Annotated in this window: 16 protein-coding genes; 7 read left to right on the top strand and 9 right to left on the bottom strand. The window is 73.6% G+C overall.

Going from position 1 to position 19396, the window contains the following annotated elements; genetic code table 11:
• Positions 1–125 precede the first annotated feature (125 nt).
• On the bottom strand, positions 126–935 hold the full coding sequence (locus JQN83_RS26075; RefSeq protein WP_208569792.1) for an SDR family oxidoreductase: 810 nt from the start codon (positions 933–935) through the stop codon (positions 126–128).
• A gap of 1 nt (position 936) precedes the next feature.
• Entirely contained in the window at positions 937–1977 is a 1041-nt protein-coding gene (locus JQN83_RS26070; RefSeq protein ID WP_208569791.1) for an LLM class F420-dependent oxidoreductase, read from the bottom strand.
• Between the two features lie 125 nt (positions 1978–2102).
• Here JQN83_RS26070 and JQN83_RS33415 point away from each other — a divergent pair, with 125 nt between their 5' ends.
• The 3 genes from JQN83_RS33415 to JQN83_RS33405 are packed head-to-tail and all read left to right on the top strand — an operon-like array spanning position 2103 to position 2859.
• Positions 2103–2387, top strand: coding sequence for a low temperature requirement protein A (locus tag JQN83_RS33415; RefSeq protein WP_244253268.1), 285 nt, complete (start codon positions 2103–2105; stop codon positions 2385–2387).
• Complete coding sequence (locus JQN83_RS33410) at positions 2294–2578, top strand: low temperature requirement protein A (protein WP_244253255.1); 285 nt, start codon at positions 2294–2296, stop codon at positions 2576–2578. Before JQN83_RS33415 ends, JQN83_RS33410 begins: the two co-directional genes overlap by 94 nt.
• Positions 2579–2616: 38 nt before the next feature.
• The gene (locus JQN83_RS33405) at positions 2617–2859 is read left to right on the top strand and encodes a hypothetical protein (protein WP_372444137.1); all 243 of its coding nucleotides are present in this window, start codon (positions 2617–2619) and stop codon (positions 2857–2859) included.
• 175 nt (positions 2860–3034) lie between these two features.
• On the opposite strand, the gene JQN83_RS26060 is transcribed toward JQN83_RS33405, so the two are convergent.
• Together JQN83_RS26060 and JQN83_RS26055 are read right to left on the bottom strand one after the other, a co-directional pair.
• Complete coding sequence (locus JQN83_RS26060; protein ID WP_244253253.1) at positions 3035–3733, bottom strand: maleylpyruvate isomerase N-terminal domain-containing protein; 699 nt, start codon at positions 3731–3733, stop codon at positions 3035–3037.
• 20 nt (positions 3734–3753) lie between these two features.
• Positions 3754–4641: a phosphatase PAP2 family protein gene (locus JQN83_RS26055; RefSeq protein WP_208569790.1), complete on the bottom strand. Its 888-nt coding sequence runs from the start codon at positions 4639–4641 to the stop codon at positions 3754–3756.
• 371 nt (positions 4642–5012) lie between these two features.
• On the opposite strand from JQN83_RS26055, the gene JQN83_RS26050 reads away from it, so the two are divergent.
• Positions 5013–5636, top strand: a complete 624-nt coding sequence (locus JQN83_RS26050; protein ID WP_208569838.1) for a DUF3159 domain-containing protein — start codon at positions 5013–5015, stop codon at positions 5634–5636.
• Between the two features lie 308 nt (positions 5637–5944).
• Here JQN83_RS26050 and JQN83_RS26045 read toward each other — a convergent pair whose 3' ends face one another.
• The gene (locus JQN83_RS26045) at positions 5945–8842 is read right to left on the bottom strand and encodes a glycoside hydrolase family 48 protein (protein WP_208569837.1); all 2898 of its coding nucleotides are present in this window, start codon (positions 8840–8842) and stop codon (positions 5945–5947) included.
• Between the two features lie 903 nt (positions 8843–9745).
• Here JQN83_RS26045 and JQN83_RS26040 point away from each other — a divergent pair.
• Complete coding sequence (locus JQN83_RS26040; protein WP_244253240.1) at positions 9746–11242, top strand: GH1 family beta-glucosidase; 1497 nt, start codon at positions 9746–9748, stop codon at positions 11240–11242.
• A gap of 87 nt (positions 11243–11329) precedes the next feature.
• On the opposite strand, the gene JQN83_RS26035 is transcribed toward JQN83_RS26040, so the two are convergent.
• The 3 genes from JQN83_RS26035 to JQN83_RS26025 form a co-directional block, all read right to left on the bottom strand.
• Positions 11330–11749 (bottom strand): roadblock/LC7 domain-containing protein, encoded by a 420-nt coding sequence (locus JQN83_RS26035; protein WP_244253239.1) that lies wholly within the window; start codon positions 11747–11749, stop codon positions 11330–11332.
• Entirely contained in the window at positions 11749–14307 is a 2559-nt protein-coding gene (locus tag JQN83_RS26030) for a sensor histidine kinase (protein WP_307799727.1), read from the bottom strand. Before JQN83_RS26030 ends, JQN83_RS26035 begins: the two co-directional genes overlap by 1 nt.
• 69 nt (positions 14308–14376) lie before the next feature.
• The gene (locus tag JQN83_RS26025; protein WP_208569789.1) at positions 14377–15804 is read right to left on the bottom strand and encodes a gluconokinase; all 1428 of its coding nucleotides are present in this window, start codon (positions 15802–15804) and stop codon (positions 14377–14379) included.
• Positions 15805–16034: 230 nt separating this feature from the next.
• Here JQN83_RS26025 and JQN83_RS26020 point away from each other — a divergent pair, with 230 nt between their 5' ends.
• The gene (locus JQN83_RS26020; RefSeq protein ID WP_208569788.1) at positions 16035–17954 is read left to right on the top strand and encodes an anthranilate synthase family protein; all 1920 of its coding nucleotides are present in this window, start codon (positions 16035–16037) and stop codon (positions 17952–17954) included.
• Positions 17955–18061: 107 nt separating this feature from the next.
• Here the strand turns inward: JQN83_RS26020 and wrbA are convergent, their stop codons facing one another.
• Positions 18062–18679, bottom strand: coding sequence for an NAD(P)H:quinone oxidoreductase (gene wrbA / locus JQN83_RS26015; protein ID WP_208569787.1), 618 nt, complete (start codon positions 18677–18679; stop codon positions 18062–18064).
• 85 nt (positions 18680–18764) lie between these two features.
• Here wrbA and JQN83_RS26010 point away from each other — a divergent pair, with 85 nt between their 5' ends.
• On the top strand, positions 18765–19256 hold the full coding sequence (locus tag JQN83_RS26010) for a GNAT family N-acetyltransferase (protein WP_208569786.1): 492 nt from the start codon (positions 18765–18767) through the stop codon (positions 19254–19256).
• Positions 19257–19396 lie beyond the last annotated feature (140 nt).

Here is a 19396-nt window from a genome sequence, read left to right as displayed (position 1 = left end):
CCGCCACGCTCGCCGGGAGCGCCCCACCTCGGCACCCGGCAGCTGGTCGCCCGGACCCTCGCCCGCAGGCAGGTCCGGTGCCGGCCGGGTCCCCTGCGGCGGGAGCAGCGGCGGCCCCGGTGCGGCTACGCCGGGGGCGGGCCGGCGGCCCGCAGCCGGCGGACCAGTTTGCGCAGGCCCGCCTGCCAACCGTCCGGGTCCTCGGCGCGGCGCAGCGCGTACCCGGCGACCTCCGGGTGGGGCAGGATGAGGAAACGCTCCTCGGCCAACCCGGCGACCGCCGCGTCGGCGACCTGGTCGGGGGTGAGCACCGGGCCGGAGGCGGCGATCACCCGGGCGGCCAGGTGGCCGGTGGCCAGCCCGTCGGCGAGCATCGGGGTGTCCACCCCCTGCGGGCACAGGGCGCTGACCCGGATGCCCTGGTCCCGGTAGGTGATCGCCAACCACTCGGCCAGCCCGACCGCCGCGTGTTTGGTGGCCGTGTACGGGGCGTCGCCGACCGCCGTGAGCACCCCGGCCGCCGAGCAGGTGTGCAGCAGGTGGCCACCACCACGGGCCAGCATGCCGGGCAGCACGGCGCGGGCGGCGTACACGTGGGCCAGCACGTTGACCCGCCAGGCCCGCTCCCAGTCGGCGTCGGGGGCCTCGATGCCGACGCCGGTGGCCACGCCCGCGTTGGCGCAGAACAGGTCGATCCGGCCGTACCGTCGCTCGGTGTCGGCCACCAGGTCGCGGACCTGGCCCTCGTCGGCGGCGTCGACGGCGACCGCCCGGGCGACCGGGCCGACGGTCTCGGCCACCGCTGCCGTCGCCCGGGCGTCGAGGTCGGCCAGGACGACGGCGGCGGCCCCCTCGGCGGCGAAGCGGCGGGCCAGCGCGGCACCGATGCCACCCGCACCCCCGGTGATCACCACCACCCGGTCGGTCAGGTTCATCTCAGTCCCGTCCCGCCGGCTGCCCGCTGCCACGCTCGTCCGGCCCGCCCGCCGGGACCGGCGGCGGTCCCAGCCGGGCGATCAGGTCGCCCAGGGCGGCGGCCCCACCGGCGGCCAGTTCCGGGGTGGGCAGCAGGGCGAGCACCGGCACGTCCACCCCGGCGTCGGCGTAGCGGCGCACCTGCTCCGCGCAGTGTTCGGGCGAGCCGTGCAGGATCAGCGCGTCGACCAGCTCGTCCGGGACGGCTGCGGCGGCGGCCCGCCGTTCACCGGCGGCCCAGGCCGCCCAGACCGGCCCGAGCACCGGCTCCCGGCCGAGCCAACGGTGGAACTCCGCGTACGCGGGGACGGTGAGGTAGCTGGTGATCAGCCGCCGGCCGAGGGCGCGGGCGTGGCCGGCGTCCTCGGTGGGGCAGACGAAGATCCGGGCGACCACGTCGAAGCCCGGGCCACGACCGGTCAGCTCCGCGAGGACCCGGGGGACGTCGTCGGCGGCCAGCCAGTTGAGGATCACCCCGTCGGCCTCGGCGGCGGCGAGCCGCAGCATCCCCGGCCGCAGCGCGGCGAGCAGCACCGGGGGTGGGCTGGCCGGCGGGCGTTCCAGGGTGAACCGGCGCACCCGGAAGGTGTCGAACGCCCCGTCGACCGTCTCGCCCCGCAGGGCCGGCTTGAGGAACCGCAACAGGTCACGGGTACGCCGGAACGGCTCGGTGTACGGCACGCCGTTCCAGTCCCCCACCACCACCGGGGAGGACGCGCCGATGCCGAGGGCGAACCGGCCCGGGGCGGCCTCGGCCAGCGCCGCCGCGCTCATCGCCAGCAGGCCCGGCCCCCGGGTGAACGCCGGGGTGATCGCGGTGCCCAGCCGCAGGCCGGGTTGCCAGGCGGCGGCCAGCGCCAGCGGGGTGAACGCGTCGGTGCCGTTGACCTCGGACGACCACAGGTCGGTGAAACCGGCCCGTTCGACCGCCGCATAGCAGGCGGCGTGCTCGGCGAGCGGGACACCGGTCAGCGGCACCGTGAGGCCCCATCGGTTCGTCATCCGGTCGATGGTGCCCGCTCACCCCCGACGGAACAAGGGTGGATTGCCGCGTTGACCGTCCCCGGGACCGGCCAGGTTGCCTACCAACCCCTGGTGGGTTGGGCCGACGGCAGCTGCCGACGATCATGACGGGCGGCGAACAGGCCGCTCCGCTGCGGCGTACCGGGTCGGCGCAGGGCGCGACCTTCCTGGAGCTCTTCTTCGACCTGGTGTACGTCTTCGCGCTCACCCGCATCTCGTTCCGCGCCTTCGAGGATCTGGCCCTGGAGCCCGGCGGCACCACCGGCTGGTCCCCGGTGACCGGGGCGTCAAGACCCTGCTGCTGCTCGCGATCTGGACGATCTGGCAGGGCGTCGCCTGGACGACCAGCCGGTACGACCCGCACCACGGCTGGCTCCAGCTCGTGGTGATCGTCGCCCTGACCGGCAGCATGGTGATGGGGGTGGCGATCCCCCGCGCGTTCACCTCCGCCGGGCTGACGTTCGCGGTGGCGTACGTGGTGACGCAGGTGTTCCGCCCGGGGCTGCTGCTGGTGGCCCTCGGCAACCACGAGTACCGGCGGCTCAAGCTGCGCATGCTGCTGCGATCGGGTATGAGCTGACCATCGAGCATCCGCTCGCCGCCTCGGAGGCGGCCTGGGTGGTGCTGGTGGTGGGCTGCCCGGTGCTCTTCCTGCTCGGCCGGACCCGGTTCGAGTACGAGGTCTTCGGCCGGGTCTCGCCGTCCCGCTGGATCGCGGCCGCAGCCCTGGTGCTGCTCTTCCCCCTGCTGCTGCACGTGGCATCCCTGCTCTCCGCCACGGCGGTGATGGTGGTGCTCGGCGCGGTCGCGGCAGCCGACCCCCGCCGGGCCACCGACCCCTCTAACCCCGCACCCCTCTAACCCCACCCCCGCTTGAGTCCGGTGATCAAGAGGTTTGCGTCAAGTCTGATCATCAAGCTGACGCAAACCTCTTGATCACCGCGCGCAAACCTCTTGATCACCGGGCCGGGGACGGGGGCCGGGGGCGGGGGCGGGTTGTTCGGGGGGAGAGCGTGGGTTCTGTGGTGGTGGGGGGTCAGGTCTGGGTGGTGAGGGACAGGTGGGGGAAGGGGTGCGCGGTGATGATCCGCTGCTCGGCGGGAGTGAGCGGGGCGCGGCCGGTGGTCTTCCGGACCAGGGTGAGGCGGTCCCAGCCGAGCCCGGCCGGGACCGGCCGTCCCCCGGTGAACAGGTCGGCGATGACCCGCGCGGCGGCGGGGGTGAGCCACGGCTCGCGGTGCAGCGCCATCGCCAGGTCGAGCCCGTGCACGCCGACCTCCACCACGCGGGTCACCAGGAACTCGTACACCGTCATCGGGTCACCGTGGCGGGTACGGACGACCCGGTCAGCCGGCTGCGTCCGTACCGCCGCGTCGGTCGCCCGCCAGGCGGCGGTGAAGGCCGCCGCGGTCGCCACCGCTTCCGTGGACCCGCTCGGGGTGGCGGGACCGCGGGCCGCCCGCCGGGCGTCGGCGATCCGGTCGGCGTCGACCTGCGGGGTGAACTTCGCCGGGCCGAAGTAGCCGGCGGCGTCCACCTCGGCGCGCGGCGGCGCGGGCGCCGCGAGCATGTCGACCAGGCGTCCGGCACCCGTGCGGACGTGGGCGACGAGGTCCCGGACCGCCCAGGGCGGGCACGGGGTGGGCCGGTCCAGGTCCGCGTCGGTCAGCGTGGCCAGGACCACGGCCAGCCGGACGCACTCGGCACGGAACGCCGTACCGGCCAGGGGCACCAGGTGCCGGCCCCGGCCTCCGGTCAGCCCTTCCAGCGGGGCACCAGGCGGTGTACGGAGAGCAGCACCAGTGCGGCCACCACCCCGATGGTGCCGGCGATCCCGGCGGCGCTGCCGGCGTACCCGATGAACAGGGTGCGGCGGGTCAGCTCGTCCACCGGCACCTGCTGCTGGTCGAGCAGGCCGGACAGGGCCAGTCCGCAGCCGAGGACGGCGAGCAGGCCGCCGATGCCGAGCACGCTGGCGGCAACCCTGTGCGCGTCGTCCGGGGCGACCTGCGCCTGCTCGTGCTGGAACACCAGCAGGAGCAGGCCGGCCAGCGCCGCCCAGACGCCGACGACCAGGAACGCGGCGACCGCGTCGCTGGGCCGGTGCCAGCCGGCGGAGAGGGTGGCCACCCCGGCGACGGCCGCGTACGCGGTGCCGAGGAACGCCCCGAGGACACGCACCTTGGCCGGCAGCACCAGGATCAGCGCCAGCGCCACCGAGGCGGCGATGGTGGTGTGTCCACTGGGCAGGCTGTTGCCGACCGCGTCGCGTTGCGGGTCGATGCCGAGCGCGGGTCGGTCGATGACGTACTTGAGCACCTGGGTGGTGACGTTCGCCCCGGCGATCAGCAGGGTGGCCGAGATGGCGAGCGCCTTGCGGCCCCGGATCAGGGCGATGAAGAAGATCACCACCATGGCCGCCAGCAGGGAGACCACCGACATGGCGTTGAGGATCCGGTTGACCAGCCCGTCGATGCGGTCCTGGCCGATCCGGTTGCCGGTCAACGCGACCGTGTCGAGCCACTGCCCGGTCCCGGTGTGCACGGCGAACCGCCACACCAGCAGAAAGGCCGCCGTCTGGGCCAACGCCAGTACGACCAACCAGACCGCGGTCCAACCCCTTGCCGTCGCACGCACCCGCACACCGTAGCGGCATGCCCGGCACGTCGCTCGTGGGCCCACCGGGGCGACCCGGATACCTTGACACGGGACCACGGGAGGTGACGGTGACCGGCACACCGCAGCACGGACGATCGACCCGGCAGCCGCCGTCCGGGGACCCGCCGGCACCGCCGCCGCACGGGCCGTCCCAGCAGCCACGGGCCGGGGACCCGCCGGCACCGCCGCCGCACGGGCCGTCCCAGCAGCCACCGGCCGGGAACCCGGCGGCCGGGCGGTCCGCCGCCGCGCCCACGGCGACCGGACAGCGGACCACCGCACCACCGCCGGCCGGGGACCCGGCGGCACCCCACGAGCCGGCACCCCACGGACCGGCACCGCAGCCGCCGGAGCAGGTGGAGTCGTTGGCCGGTCTGCTCGGTGGGCGCGGGGGCGCGGTCGACGCGACCCTGCCGCCGGTGGCGTTCACCATCGGTTGGCTGGCCACCGGACGGTCGGTCGTCGGCGGGGTCGCCGTGGCCGTGCTGGCCGGTACGGCGGTGGCGCTGTGGCGGTGGCGGCGCGGGGACCGCCCCCGGGCGGTGCTGATCGGGTTGCTGGCGGTCTGCCTGGCCGCGGTAGTGGCGCTGCGCACCGGTCGGGCCGCCGACTTCTTCGCGGTGCAGGTCTTCTCCAACCTCGCCAGCGCGCTGGTCTGGATGGTGAGCATCGTGGTACGCCGGCCGCTGCTCGGGGTGGTCGTCGGGGCGGCGTTGCGCCAGCGCGGGCGGTGGCGGCGCGACCCGGCGCTGCTGCGGGCGTACGCGAGGGGCAGTTGGGTGTGGGCGGCCACCTACGTCGTGCGGGTGGCGGTGTTCCTGCCGCTGTGGCTGGGTGGGCAGGTGCTCGCGTTGACCGTGGCGCGGGTCGCGTTGACCTGGCCGCTGGTGGCGGCGGCGCTGACGGTGAGCTGGGTGGTGATCCGCCGGTCGCTGCCGGCCGGCCATCCGGGGCTGCGGCACCCGGCGGAACCCCGCTGAGGTGCTGCCGGGAGCGGATACGTTAATGGAGAGGCCGCCACGGGGGGAGCGGCCTCTCCGATCAACACGGTACTCCGTCAGGTGGCGTCGCGTTATCCCGCGCGCCCTCTTTTTTCACGGCCCTTTCCCGCCGGAGCGGGAAAGGGGATGGTGGGGTGGGCCGGCCGTTCCGCTGCGTCGGCCGGACGGTCGACCCACCCCCGGCCTGACCGTGGGAATCAGGCCGCCCGCCGACCGGGCGTCCGCTCCCCCGGGCCCGGTCGGCCTCCGGGTGGGCGGCGCCGCGCCACCCACCCGGCAGGGTCAACTCAGCCGTTCGGGAAGAGCATCCCGTAGTCCGCGTACGCCATGGCGATGTCGGACTGGGCCCAGAACCGGTGGTAGTTGAACGTCGGCTCGGGGCCGCCCTTGAGGTACGCGTCGACCTTCGGCCAGTCCGGGTCGTTCTTGTAGAACGACCGGATGTCCAGGAAGCTCTTGCCGGCGGCGATGGTGTCACCGTTGGGCATCTTCCCGGTCCAGCCCGGCGGCACGTAGAGGCCCTGGCCGTCAGCGGCGTTGTAGACGTCGTCGAAGCGCTTGTAGTCGCCGCGCGTCTCCGTCGTCGAGACACCCTTGCTGTCGCTGGCCGCCGAGAGCGCGTCCAGCAGGCCCTTGCCGGTGGCCTTCGCCTGCGTGTTGCCCGACTTGGCCGCGTACGCGATCAGGGTCCGGGCGAGGGAGCCGGTGACGCCGACGTCCTGGCCCGTGGAGCTGACCTCGACGTGCAGGCCGGTGTTGGACGCCGGGCTGCTCGGGTTCCAGTTGGCGGGCTGGCCCGTCCACTTCAGCTCGGACGGAACCGCCCAGTTGGTGCCCAGCTTGGTGTTGGCGATCGCCCACGGCACCCACTTGTCGAGCAGCGCCTTGGCCTTGGTGTTGCCGGTCTCCAGGTACAGCTCGGCGATGCGCTGCATCGACCAGACCTGCATGCCGAACCACTGGTTCGACGGCGGGTCGTTGTAGACCGGGTCGACGTCGTAGTACATGCCGTAGAAGGTGGCGGTGCCCGACGGCGGCTGGGCGTAGCTACCGTCCCAGCTGTTGGTGGCGCCACCGGCGATGCCGCCCTCGGCGGACTGGAGCCAGGTGTAGAACTCCAGCTGCCGGTCGAGGCTCTTCTGCCAGTCGCCGACCGCGGTCGGGGACTTCGGCTTGAGCTCGTTCACGTTGGTCATCGCCCAGGCCGCGAACGGGTTCTGGTAACCGAAGTGGCTGTGGCTGGAACCGATCCGCCAGGACCAGCCCGCGCTGGCGTCGTACGCGCCACCCCAGGCGTAGTACCAGGACAGCAGGTAGTGCGCCGAGTCCTTGCCGGTGCCGGCGGGGCAGGTGCTGGCCCCGACGCAGTTGCCGATCTTCTTGAAGTACTTGTCGTACATCGCGTACCGCAGGTAGTCGCCCATCTTGGCGGCCTTGGCCACGGTGGCCGCGACGTCGGCCTGCTTGCCCTGCGCCTTGGCCCAGGTCAGCGCCCAGTACGCGGCCTGCACGGCGCGGGCGTCGGCGTCCGGGGCGTTGGTGTACTTCCACTGCTTGGCCGGGGCACCCGAGTCCTTGACGAACAGGTCGAGGTAGCCGTACTGGCCGCCGTGCTTGAAGGTGTCGCAGGACGGCTGCGGGATGGTCTCCCACACCGACTCCTGGGTGCCCCGCTGGAAGGTGTTGATGTACGCCGGCTTGGTGGTGCCGTCACCGCAGCGGCCGAAGCCGTAGGTGTTGTCGACGTCCATCAGCCAGTGCATGCCGTAGATGTCGCCGGTGCCGTAGGTGGACTGCAGCTCCGAGCGCAGCGGGTCCTGGCCGACCGGGACGCTGGCGTTCAGCGCCGACGGGTACTGGCTGGGCAGGTTGTACTCGGCGGCGTACTGCGGGGTGCCGGCGACGCCCGCGGTGGGCTGGTCGGCGTGCGACGGGATGATGTACTTCTCCATCACCGTCCAGGCGTTGTTGAACGGGGCCCAGTTCTGGGTGACCCGGCCGTAGTAGGCCTCCAGCCACAGCCAGTAGCTGAACGCCTCGGAGGTGGTCTCGTGGCCGTGGTCGGGGGCCTCGACGATCAGCGTCTCGATCGAGTGGTACGGCACGCCCTCGGGGCTGAAGTAGCCCGAGTTCTTGATCTTGCCGTACTGGTCGAGGAACTTCGCGACGTAGGCGTTGTCGCCACCGGGGGTGTCGTTGTCGATCTCGGTGGCGGTGACCACCACCGAGGAGACCCCGGTGCCGGCCGCGGTGATGGTGGCGGTGCCACCGGCGGTGTCGGCGTCCTCCGCCGCGGCGACCGTGACGGTGGCCCCGGTGCTCCAGTTGCTCGGGGTCAGCGTGACGCTGGCCGGCGAGACCGTGATGTCGGTGTCACCGGCACGGGTGATGGCGACCGGCACGTTGCCCGAGGGCGCGGCGCTGAGCTTGAGGTTGAAGGTGCTGCTGCCACCCTCGTTGACGCTCACCGCGGAGGGCGTGGCGACCAGCGCCGGGCCGGTGGCGGGGCTGACGGTGAACGATTTCTCCGACACGCCGATGCCGTTGGCGTTGTCGTACGCCTTGGCCTGGACCGTGTAGTTGCCGGACGGCAGCGAGGTCAGCGTGTACGCGTACGGCGCGGAGGTGTCGGTGTTGACCAGCATGCCGTTGCGGTAGAACTCGACCTTGCTGATCGTCCCGTCCGGGTCGCTGGCGGTGGCGGTCAGCGGCACGTCGGCCGGCGCGGTGAACGGGCCGGCGGGCACACCGAGGGAGACCGTCGGCGGCTGGTTGGCCGGGGTGCCGTTGCACGGGGTGCCGTTGAGGGTGAACGACGTCGGCTTCGGGTTGCTGCCCGAGTAGGAGCCGTTGAACCCGATGGTGGTGGAGCCCCCGGTCCCGATGTTGCCGTTGTAGGACTCGTTGGTGGCGGTGACCTCGCTGCCGCTCTGGCTCCACTTCGCTGACCAGCCCTGGGTGACCCGCTGGCTGCTGTTCGGGAAGGTCCACTTGAGCGACCAGCTGCTGAGCGCGTCACCCAGGTTCTTGATGGTGACGTTCGCGGTGAAGCCGCTGCCCCAGTCGTTGGTGGCGTAGACCACGTCGCAGGCCGGGGCGGCCTGGGCCGCGCTGGCCGGCAGGCCCACCCCGCCGATGGCGAGTGCGGTGGCGGCGAGCATCGCCGTGCGGCGACGTCTTGCCATGAGTCTCATGTGCGCGGTGTCTCCTCGGACCGGGCCGGGGCTGCGGGCCCCGGCGGAGGCACCTCCACGCGCGGATACAGGGGTGCGCGGGGGGACGGAGGCGCCGGAATGGTGGTCGGTCCGGCCGGTGGGCCGGGGCAGGGACGGGGTACGGCCGAGCAGGCCGGCCGTGCCGTTCCTTCGGGTGCCGTCCGGGAGACCCGGATGCCCTCGGCGACCCATCACTCGCGCGTGTTTGGCTCCGCTGCGTTGATTCGACAGTGTGCCATGGAAGCGCTCCCACGACAACTACCAGTATCGAAACGCAGGTCGATGTTTCGATCTCGTTTAGGGGCTTTCACAAAGCCGTGACGGGCGTTACAGTCGCAGCATCGCCGATGGGAGCGCTTCCATCGACGGAGATGCAACAAGTGAAGGTCAGAACCGTGGTCGCCCGACCACGGGGTTCAGCCCGAAAGGCTGACGACGGGCCAGCCCGGACACCGTCGCCAGCCATCATCCCACCATCACGGAGGGAGGTGGAACCAGAGCCACTCGCGTGGCCCGGCTCCCGCGCGACACGCACGGCCGGACGCCAATTCGAGCGTGCGTGTGTGCAACACAGGTGGGGACGGGGGTTGCCCTCCCCCGTCCCCACACTAAACCCCCGTACTCGACGGGAAAAGAGGCCGACGGGTCAGGCGTGCGCGCCGCCCGGCCGGCCTCGATCGCTATCTGCCCCTCGGCAGTTGGGCCGACCGTCCCCACGACGGCGCCCGTCACACTCCCGATTCCCCATCCCGGCCGCCCACGCGCGGCCCTCTAGGCTGGCGGCCCGCCCCCCGAGGCGGCCGGGCCGTCGCACGCCCGCGCTGGGAGCGCTCCCGGCCGTCGGGGTGGCCCGCACCCTGAGGAGAAACATCCATGTCGATACTCACCCGGCGACGCCTGCTGCGCCGCGCCGCGCTCTCCGCCACCGCCACCGCCGGCGCCGGGCTCACCGCCGCCACCGGTGCCGGTGGCCTGGTCGCGGCCACCGGCACCCTGGCCGCCGGCTGCGACACGCCGAAGGGTGGCGATCCGGCGCCCGACCCCGCCACGGAGCGGCTGCGGTTCCCCCACGACTTCGGCTGGGGTGCCGCCACCTCGGCCTACCAGATCGAGGGCGCCGCCAAGGAGGACGGCCGGGGCGAGTCGGTCTGGGACACCTTCAGTCACACCCCCGGACGCACCCACAACGGCGACACCGGTGACGTGGCCGCCGACCACTACCACCGCTGGGCCGACGACCTGGACCTGATGCGCGACCTCGGGCTGCGCAGCTACCGGTTCTCCGTCTCCTGGCCCCGGATCCAGGCCGACGGCACCGGCAAGCCCAACCAGCGCGGGCTCGACTTCTACAAGCGGCTCGTCGACGGGCTGCACGAACGCGGCATCGCCCCGATGGTCACCCTCTTCCACTGGGACCTGCCGCAGGCGTTGCAGGACGAGGGCGGCTGGGAGAACCGGGACACCGCCCACCGGTTCGCCGACTACGCCGACGCGGTCTTCCGGGGCATCGGCGACCAGGTGCCGGTCTGGTTGACCATCAACGAGCCCAAGACCGTGGTGCAGAACGGCTACCTCTGGGGCCACCACGCCCCCGGCCGACAGGACGCCGACGCCGCCTACCTGGTCGCCCACCACCTCCAGCTCGCCCACGGCCTCGCCGTCCGCGCGCTGCGTGCCACCGGCTACGACACCCGCATCGGCCCGGCGCTCAACCTGCACCCGTGCTACCCCGCAGACGACAGCCCCGCCGCGGCCTCCGCCGCCACGCTGCACGACGGGTACGAGAACCGCCTCTACCTGGACTCCATCCTCACCGGGGCCTACCCGGCCGACGTGCTGGCCGACCTCGGCCCGGACAGCCGGATGGTCCGGGGCATCCACGACGGCGACCTGGGAATCATCTCCAGCCCGGTGGACCTGCTCGCGGTGCAGTACTACACCCCGCTCTACCTGACCGGCAACGGCAACACCGTCACCCGCTGGCCCACCAGCGAGGCGGACTGGCAGCAGATCTACCCGCAGGGCATGTACGACACCCTGACCCGGGTCACCCGCGACTACGGCCCGATCCCGATCACCGTCACCGAGAACGGCCTGCCCTGCCCCGACACCCTCGGCCCGGACGGCACCGTCGACGACGCCGGCCGGATCGCCTTCCTGCGCGACCACTTCACCGCCGCCCACCGGGCCATCGCCGACGGCGTACCGCTGGAGAGCTACCACGTCTGGTCGCTGCTGGACAACTTCGAATGGGCCGAGGGGTACGACCAGCGCTGGGGGCTGGTCTATGTGGACTACCCGACCCAGCGGCGCGTCCTGAAGCGCAGCGCCCACTGGTACCGCCAGGTCATCCGGGACAACGGCCTGTAGAGACGTCGACCGGTAACCCGGCGACGGGGGCACCACCGGCACGGCCGGACCGCGTGGGGGCGGTCCGGCCCGGCACCCGACCGACCGTCAGCGGGGCAGTGCCTGCTGGAGTTCCGCGCGCAGCGCCGGGGTCAGCATCTCGCCGGCCTGCTTGGCCAGCCGGGCCATCTCGTAGCCCACCACGCCGATGTCCGCGTCCGCGCCGGCCAGGGTGGCCAGGATCGAGCCGTCACGGATCTGCATGACCAGGAAGTAGCCCCGCCCCATCTCGACCACCGTCTGCTTGACGATGTCGCCGTCGAACATCTGGGCCGCCCCCGCGGTGATGCTCATCAACCCCGAGGTGACCGCGGCCAACTTGTCCGCGTGGTCCCGGGGCAACTGCGCCGAGATCGCGACCAGCAGACCGTCCGAGGAGACCACCACCGCGTGCGCCACGCCCGGCACCCGCTCCGCGAACGCGTTGACCAACCAGTTCAGGTCACGCGCCTCCTGACTCAGCGTCATCACCGTCGTCCTCCTTCGCTGCGCACACCCGGCGGCAAGATTAACTCGGTGGTCTCCTCGGCCTCGGCACGGCGCACGCCGCTGTAGAGCCGGGACAGCATCCCGCCCACCGCCTCCGGGTCCAGGTCCTCGCGTACCCGGGCCGCCGGCCGGGCCGGCTCCGTCACCGAGGTCAGCTGGGCCATCGGCACCCGCACCGGTAGCCCCCGGTCGTTGGTGCCGCCGGTGACCGGGACGAGCGGCGGCGCCGGCGTACTCTCCCCCAGCGACACCGGCGACGACGGGGCCGGCCCCTGCCGGGACCACCAGCCGCCACCGGTGTCGGCCGGGGGCGCAGCGACCGGCGCCAGCACGTCCGCGGCGCGGACCGGCAACGGGGCCGGCGCGTCGGGCCGCTGCTGCGGCACCCCCGGCCACTGCTGCGGGGGGCGGCCGGCCACCGGCAGGTCGACCGGGTGGACCGCACCGGGCTGGCGCGACGCCCCGACGGGACGGGGCGCGGCGGAGACCGCGGTGGTGAGGGCCCGCTGCCCGACCGGCATGTCCAGCTCCACGGCGGGCGCCGGCGCGAGCAGGCTCGCCGGCAACGCGATCCGCGCCACCAGGCCCTGCCCCGGGGCGGCCAGCTGCACCCCGACGCCGTGCCGTGCGGCCAGGTGGCTGACCACGAAGTGACCCATCCGCTCGATGGCCGCCACGTCCGCCGCCGGTGGTGCCGCCAGCACCGCGTTGGCCTGCGCCAACGCCGTCGGGCTCATGCCGAGACCGGCGTCGGCGACCTCCACCACCGCACCGCCGCCCTCGGCCCACGCGCTCACCCGGACCGCGGTGTCCGGCCGGGAGAAGGCAGTCGCGTTCTCCAGCAGCTCCGCCATCAGGTGGACCAGCTCACCGACGGCGTGCCCGACCACGTAGAGGTCGGCCACCGACTCGTGGCGGACCCGCTGGTACTGCTCGATCTCGGCGCTCGCCGCGAGCAGCACCGCACCCAACCGCACCGGCCGGTTCCACCGGCGGGTGGACTCGGTGCCGGCGAGCACCAGCAGACTCTCGTCGTTACGGCGCATCCGGGCGGCCAGATGGTCCAGTTTGAACAGGTTCTCCAGCTGGTCCGGGTCGGCTTCCTCCCGTTCCAGGTCGTCGAGCAGCTCCAGTTGCCGCTCCACCAGCACCTGGCTGCGCCGGGCCAGGTTCACGAACATCGCATTGACGGTACGGCGGGTCTCCGCCTGCTCCACGGCGACGCTGACCGCACTGCGGTGCACCGCCACGAACGCCTCGGCCAGCTCGCCGATCTCGTCCAGGGACCGCACCACGGCGGGCGGCACGTCGATCCTCGGCACCCCGCCGTCGACGGCCCGCAGCCGGTCCAGGGCGTGCGGGAGTTCGACCTGGGCGATCCGCAGTGCCTGGTCACGCAGCCGCTGCATCGAGTTCGCGATCGACCGACCGATCAGCACGGCCAGCAGCACCGCCAGGGCGAGCACCACCACGATGCCACCGAGCACCAGCAGGGTGGTGCGCAACTGGGCGCCGCTGACCTCGTCGGCCCGGACCACCGCGTCGTCGAGGACCCGGGTCTCCAGCTGCCGCAGCAGCGCCTGCCGCTGCTCGCTGACCGTCCACCACTGGTTCGCGGGCAACACCGCGGGCAGGGCGGTGCCGCCGGTGGTGATGCTCTTCTCCTCCAACTTGGTGGCGTCGACGAACGCCCCCTGCCGGGAGATCCGGTCGTACGCCTGGATCTGGCCGGTGGTCGCGGCGACCCGGAACGCGCCCAACGCGGCCAACTGCTGGGCCCGCAGGTCGGTCAGGTTCACCTGGTCCTCCAGGCCGTACCGGCCGGCCCGGCCGGCGGCGTACAGCTGGGCCCGGATCCGCGACGACAGCTCCTTGACCCGGGCCAGCTGCACGTAACGCAGCACCGCGTCGGTCAACTCCGGACGATCCGGCCCGGGGTTGGGCTCGGCGAGCAGGCCGAGCAGCGCCTCCACCGCCCGGTGGTAGTTGCCCAGGATGGTGTCGCTGCTCAGCACCGCCGGTGGCACCGCCGCCCGGATGTAGACCACCTGGTCGTACGCCTCCAACGCCTCGGCGTAGGCGACCTGCCAGGCGGCGTCGGAGTCGGCCAGCGGGCCGGCCGCCTCGCGCAACGCACCGATGGCCGTGTCGGTGGCGGAGTGCAACGGCCGCAGGGCGAGCTGCGCGGCGTCCCGGTCGGCGGCGTTGCCCGCGCGGCGCAGGGCCGCCAGTTCACCGGCGGTGCGGTCCCGTTCCTGCTGGAGCCGGTCCACCACGGTGGTGATCTGCTGGCCGATGCCGACCTGCCGGGCGAAGTCGTTCAGCGCGGTGGTCCGCCCGACCAGCCCCGCCGTCTGCACCCCGGCCAGCACCAGGAAGGCCACCGACGGGATGACCAGGACGGTGGCGAGCTTGGTCCGCATTCGCCAGTCCCGCAGCCGCAGCGGCGAACGCCGCCGGTGCGGCACGACCCGCTCGTCGAACCGGTTCCGACCCGGCGACTCCGCGCTCGGTGTCGGGTCGGGACCTGCGTCCACGTCTCGCCTCCTCGGTCCCCGTCCCCACGACGGGTGGCCCGGTCCATCCAACCAGGCCAGACACCGGTGTCAACGGGTCGACGGGGCATCCGACCGGGCGGACGTGCCGGACCGGACGGTCGGGGTCGGCGAGGGGTCCTCCTCCGTACGGCCGGTGCCGGCGAGCCGGTCCGCGTCGGGCACCCGACCCAGCGCGACCAGCGCGGCCCCGGTTGCCCCGATCTCCCGCTCGGCGCGGTGCCGGACCGGTCGCGGGGCGAGCGCGGCGGCGAACGCCGTACGCCACCACGCGGAGGCGGTCACCGCTCCCCCGCCGAGCACCACCTCGACGGGTGCGTCGACACCGGACTCCAGCACGGCGAGGTCGTCGGCGACCATCCGGCACAGCCCGGTCATCAGCCCGGCGAGGATGTCCACCCCGGTGCTGGAGAAGCTGAGTCCGTGCAGCTCACCGGAGCCGGCCGGGGCCAGACCGGGCGGCCGGTCCCCACCCAGCCGAGGGTTCGCGGCGAGCACGCCGTCCGGCGCCACCCGGGCCAGCGCCGCGTCGAGTTCGGCCCCCTCGGGCAGCCGCAGTTCCCGGTTCGCCCAGGCGAACAGGTTCCCGCCGGACGAGTAGGCCGCACCGGTCACCACGTGCTCGTGGTCCACCCGGTAGCGCCACAGCGACGCGGGCAGGGGCGGCAGCGGCGTCCCGGCCGGGACCCGCTGGACCAGCCGTACCGCGGCGGAGGTGCCGACGGTGACCGCCGCCCGGCGGGGGTCCACGCAGCCTGAGCCGACGTTGGAGGCGGCCCCGTCACCGACCGGCGCGGCCCAGTCCGCCGCGGCGAGTTGCGGCCACCGCCGGGCGTGCCCGGCCCGCAGCCGACCGTACCAGCCCATCGGGGCCAGCTCGGGAAGCTCACCCGGGCGGACCCCGGCCAACGCGACGGCCTCGTCGTCCCAGTCGAGGCGGCGCAGGTCGAGCAGGCCGGTGCCGGACGCCATCGACACCGACATCGGCGCGTCGTCGAGCAACTGGCCGAGGACGTACTCGACCAGGCCGGCGAACCGGGTCACGCCGGTCGTGCGTTCCCGCAGCCAGGGCAGCCGCACCGACCAGTAACAGCGGTGCCACCACGCCCCGGTACGACGGTGGAAGTCCTGCGGATCGGTCGGGCCGCTCGCGCCGGGGGCGGCTGCGGGCCGGGTGTCCAGCCAGGTCAGGACCGGGCCGAGCGGGTCACCGGCCCGGTCCAGGGGCAGCACCGAGTGCCACTGCGCGCAGACCGCGACCAGGCCCACGTCGCGCAGGTGGCCGGCGGCGGCCAACTCGTCCAGACACTCGGTCAGGCCGGCCAGGTAGGCGGCGGCGTCCAGGGTGCCGGCGCCGTCCCCGGTGACCGACAGGTGCACCTTGCGGCGGGCCAACGCTCCCGGCAGCGGGTCGGCGTCGGCGTCGAGCACCAGTCCCCGTACCGAGGAGGTGCCCAGGTCGAGGGCGAGAATGTTCATCGCGGATCACGCTACCCGCAGCTGCGGATGGGAACGCCCTTCCCCGTCGTCCCCGCACCGCCTAGGGTGGGGGCATGCTCGCGCACCTGACCTGCTGGTGGCCCGCCGACCCGGCGGCCATCCCCCGCGCGTAGCTCTCACGCGGCCGCCCCGACGAGGCGGCCGACGGTTATCTCCCCGGCACCGGGGCCGCCCGACGACGAGGCGGCCCGGCCGACGAGGAGAACCCGATGAACCACCCGTACGACCTGCTCGCCGCCCTCGCCGACGGCGGGGACCCCGGCCCGTTCGCGCTGGTCCGCCGCGACGGCGTCGACCACGTCGACCTGTTCACCGGCCCGGTGGGCGTCGCCGACCACCTCGCCGACCTGCCGCTGCCCGAGGGCGGTCCGGGCCCCCGGACGCTGGCGCTGGTGCCCTACCGGCAGATCGCCGAACGGGGCTTCGCGTGTGTGGACGACGGCGTCCCGCTGGAGTACCTGACCGTCGAGTCGCACGTCGCGTTGCCACTGGCCGACCTGCTCGCCGCCCTGCCGACCGGGCCGGTGGTCACCCGCGACGCCGCCTTCGACGTCGACGACGACGAGTACGCCCGGATCGTCGACCGGGTGCTGGCCGAGGAGATCGGCCGGGGCGAGGGGGCGAACTTCGTCATCCACCGCACCCTGCACGCCACCGTACGGGGCACCCCGTTGGGTGCCGCGCTGGCGGCGCTGGGCCGGCTGCTACGCGACGAGCGGGGCGCGTACTGGACGTTCCTGGTGCACACCGGCACCCGGACCCTGGTCGGCGCGAGCCCGGAACGGCACGTCAGCGTCGACGACGGCCTGGTCATGATGAACCCGATCAGCGGCACCTTCCGGCACACCGGGACGGCCGCCGACCGGGACGCGCTGCTGCGGTTCCTGCACGACCCGAAGGAGGTCGAGGAGCTGTACATGGTCCTCGACGAGGAACTGAAGATGATGGCCGGGGTGGCCGAGCACGGCGGGCAGGTGGTCGGGCCGTACCTCAAGGAGATGTCGCACCTGGCGCACACCGAGTACCTGCTGGCCGGTCGGGGCACCCGCGACGTCCGGGAGGTGCTGCGCGAGACGATGTTCGCCCCGACGGTGACCGGCAGCCCGATGCAGAACGCCTGCCGGGTGATCGCCCGGCACGAACCGACCGGCCGGCGGTACTACTCCGGGGTGCTGGCGCTGCTGGGCCGCGACGCCGAGGGCCGGCAGACGTTGGACGCGCCGATCCTGATCCGGACCGCCGAGATCTCCCCCGCCGGGCGGCTGCGGGTGCCGGTCGGGGCGACCCTGGTGCGGCACTCCACCGCCGCCGGTGAGGTCGCCGAGACGCACGCCAAGGCCGCCGGGGTGCTCGCCGCGTTGGGGCTGGGCCCGCAGGCGGCGGCGGTCGGTGCGTACCCGCCGGTGCGGTGGGCCGACGATCCGCAGGTACGGGCGGTGCTCGCCGCCCGCAACGACCCGCTGGCCCGGTTCTGGCTCGACCAGCGGGCCCCCGGGGCGGCGGTGCTGCCCGGGGCGGCGGGCCGGCGGGCGCTGGTGGTCGACGGGGAGGACACCTTCACGGGGATGCTCGCCCACCAGTTGCGGGCGCTGGGCCTGACGGTGGACGTGCGGCCCTGGCACACCCCCGGCCGCACCGACGGGTACGACCTGGTGGTGGTCGGCCCCGGACCGGGTGACCCGGGCGCGGTCGACGACCCGAAGATGGCGGCCCTGCGCGGGCTGCTGACCCGGCGGTTGGACGCGGACCTGCCCACCCTGGCGGTGTGCCTGGGTCACCAACTGCTCAGCGGGCTGCTCGGATTGACGCTGCACCGCCGGGCCGCGCCCTACCAGGGCCTGCAACGGCAGGTGTCGCTGTTCGGGGTGCCACGTCGGGTGGGTTTCTACTCGACGTTCACCGCCCGGGCGGCCACCGACCGGATCGGCTCGCCGTACGGCCCGGTGGAGCTGGCCCGGGATCCGGCCGACGGGTCGGTGCACGCGCTGCGTGGGGCGACCTTCGCCGGGGTGCAGTTCCATCCGGAGTCGGTGCTCAGCCGGGACGGCCTGGCGGTCCTGGCCGAGCTGCTGGGTCAACTCCTGGCCCGGCCGGCGCTGGCGGCGCACGGCGACCCGGTGGGCGGGTAGTGCGGCGGTGGATCGGACGGTGCTGGCGACCCGTCCGATCCACCGCCCACCCGCCGGTCCGGTCCGGCGGGGCGACCTGGTCCGCCGGCTCGGTCTGGTCCGCCGGCTCAGCCGGCCAGGCCGCGCTTGACGGCGGCGCCGATGCGGACCGCCCGCTTGGCGGTCAGCGCGGTGGCCGCGAGCGCCACGTGGTCCGGGGCGATCTCCCCGTTGTTGCTGGTGTGCGACGCGCCGTACGGGTTGCCGGCGACGAACTGACTCGGGTCGGTGTAGCCGGGGGTGACCACCACACCACCCCAGTGGTAGAAGATCGTGAACAGCGACAGCAGGGTCGACTCCTGCCCGCCGTGCGAGGTGGCGGTGGAGGTGAAGCCGCTGTAGACCTTGTCGGCCAGCGCACCGTTGGCCCAGAGCGGGCCGGTGGTGTCGATGAACTGCTTGAGCTGGGCGGCGATCATGCCGTACCGGGTGGGGCTACCGAAGATCACCACGTCGGCCCAGGCCAGATCGTCGATCTCGGCCTCCATCACGTCCTGGGTCTCCAGCCGGTGCGCCTGCCAGCCCGCGTTCGAGCGGATCGCCTCGTCGGGCGCCAACTCCCGCACCTTGCGCAGGCGCACCTCGGCTCCCGCCTCACCGGCGGCCTCACAGGCCGCCTGCGCCATCTGGTAGGTGATGCCGGTCGCGCTGTAGTAGATGACCGCTACCTTGACCTGGCCGTCCATTCCTGTGTCCTCCTCGGTTCGGGTCAGCTCCCGCGACTACCCGGTGGTTGCCGGGTCAAACGTTCCCGCGTGGCATGATCCGGACATGCAGCTGCGCGCCGCCACCGCCGGGGACTGGCCCGCGATCTGGTCCTTCCTGCGCGAGATCGTCGCCGCCGGGCAGACGTACACCTGGCCGCGTGACGTCAGTGCGGACGACGCCCGCCGACGGTGGCTGGTCGCCCCACCCGGTCGGACGGTGGTCGCGGTGGACGACGACGGGACGGTCCTGGGGACGGCGAAGCTGATCGCCAACCAGGAGGGGCCGGGCGACCACGTGGCCAACGCCAGCTTCATGGTCGCGCCGACGGCGGCGGGTCGCGGCGTCGGCCGGGCCCTCGGGGTGTACGTGCTGGAGCTGGCCCGGGACGACGGCTACCGGGCGATGCAGTTCAACGCGGTCGTGGCCAGCAACACCCGGGCGGTGGCGCTGTGGGAGTCGCTGGGATTCGCCGTGGTCGGCCGGATCCCGGAGGGTTTCCGCCATCCCGACCTCGGCCTGGTCGACCTGCTGGTGATGCACCGCCGGCTCGACTAGACCGCCGGCGACACCGAGAGTTTCGGCCGCAGCTCAAGATTTCCGCAAGTTCCGCCCGGGAACGCTCCCACGCACGGACGGGAACGCGATCCTGGGGGCACGGACGCCGGGGTGGGGGCCACCCTCGGGGTTCGGGGGGA

This window comes from Micromonospora antibiotica, from assembly GCF_017599305.1.
Classification (GTDB): Bacteria; Actinomycetota; Actinomycetes; order Mycobacteriales; family Micromonosporaceae; genus Micromonospora; species Micromonospora antibiotica.
The sequence above is the reverse complement of the archived record's forward strand: the minus strand, read 5'-3'. Positions and strand labels throughout refer to the sequence as shown.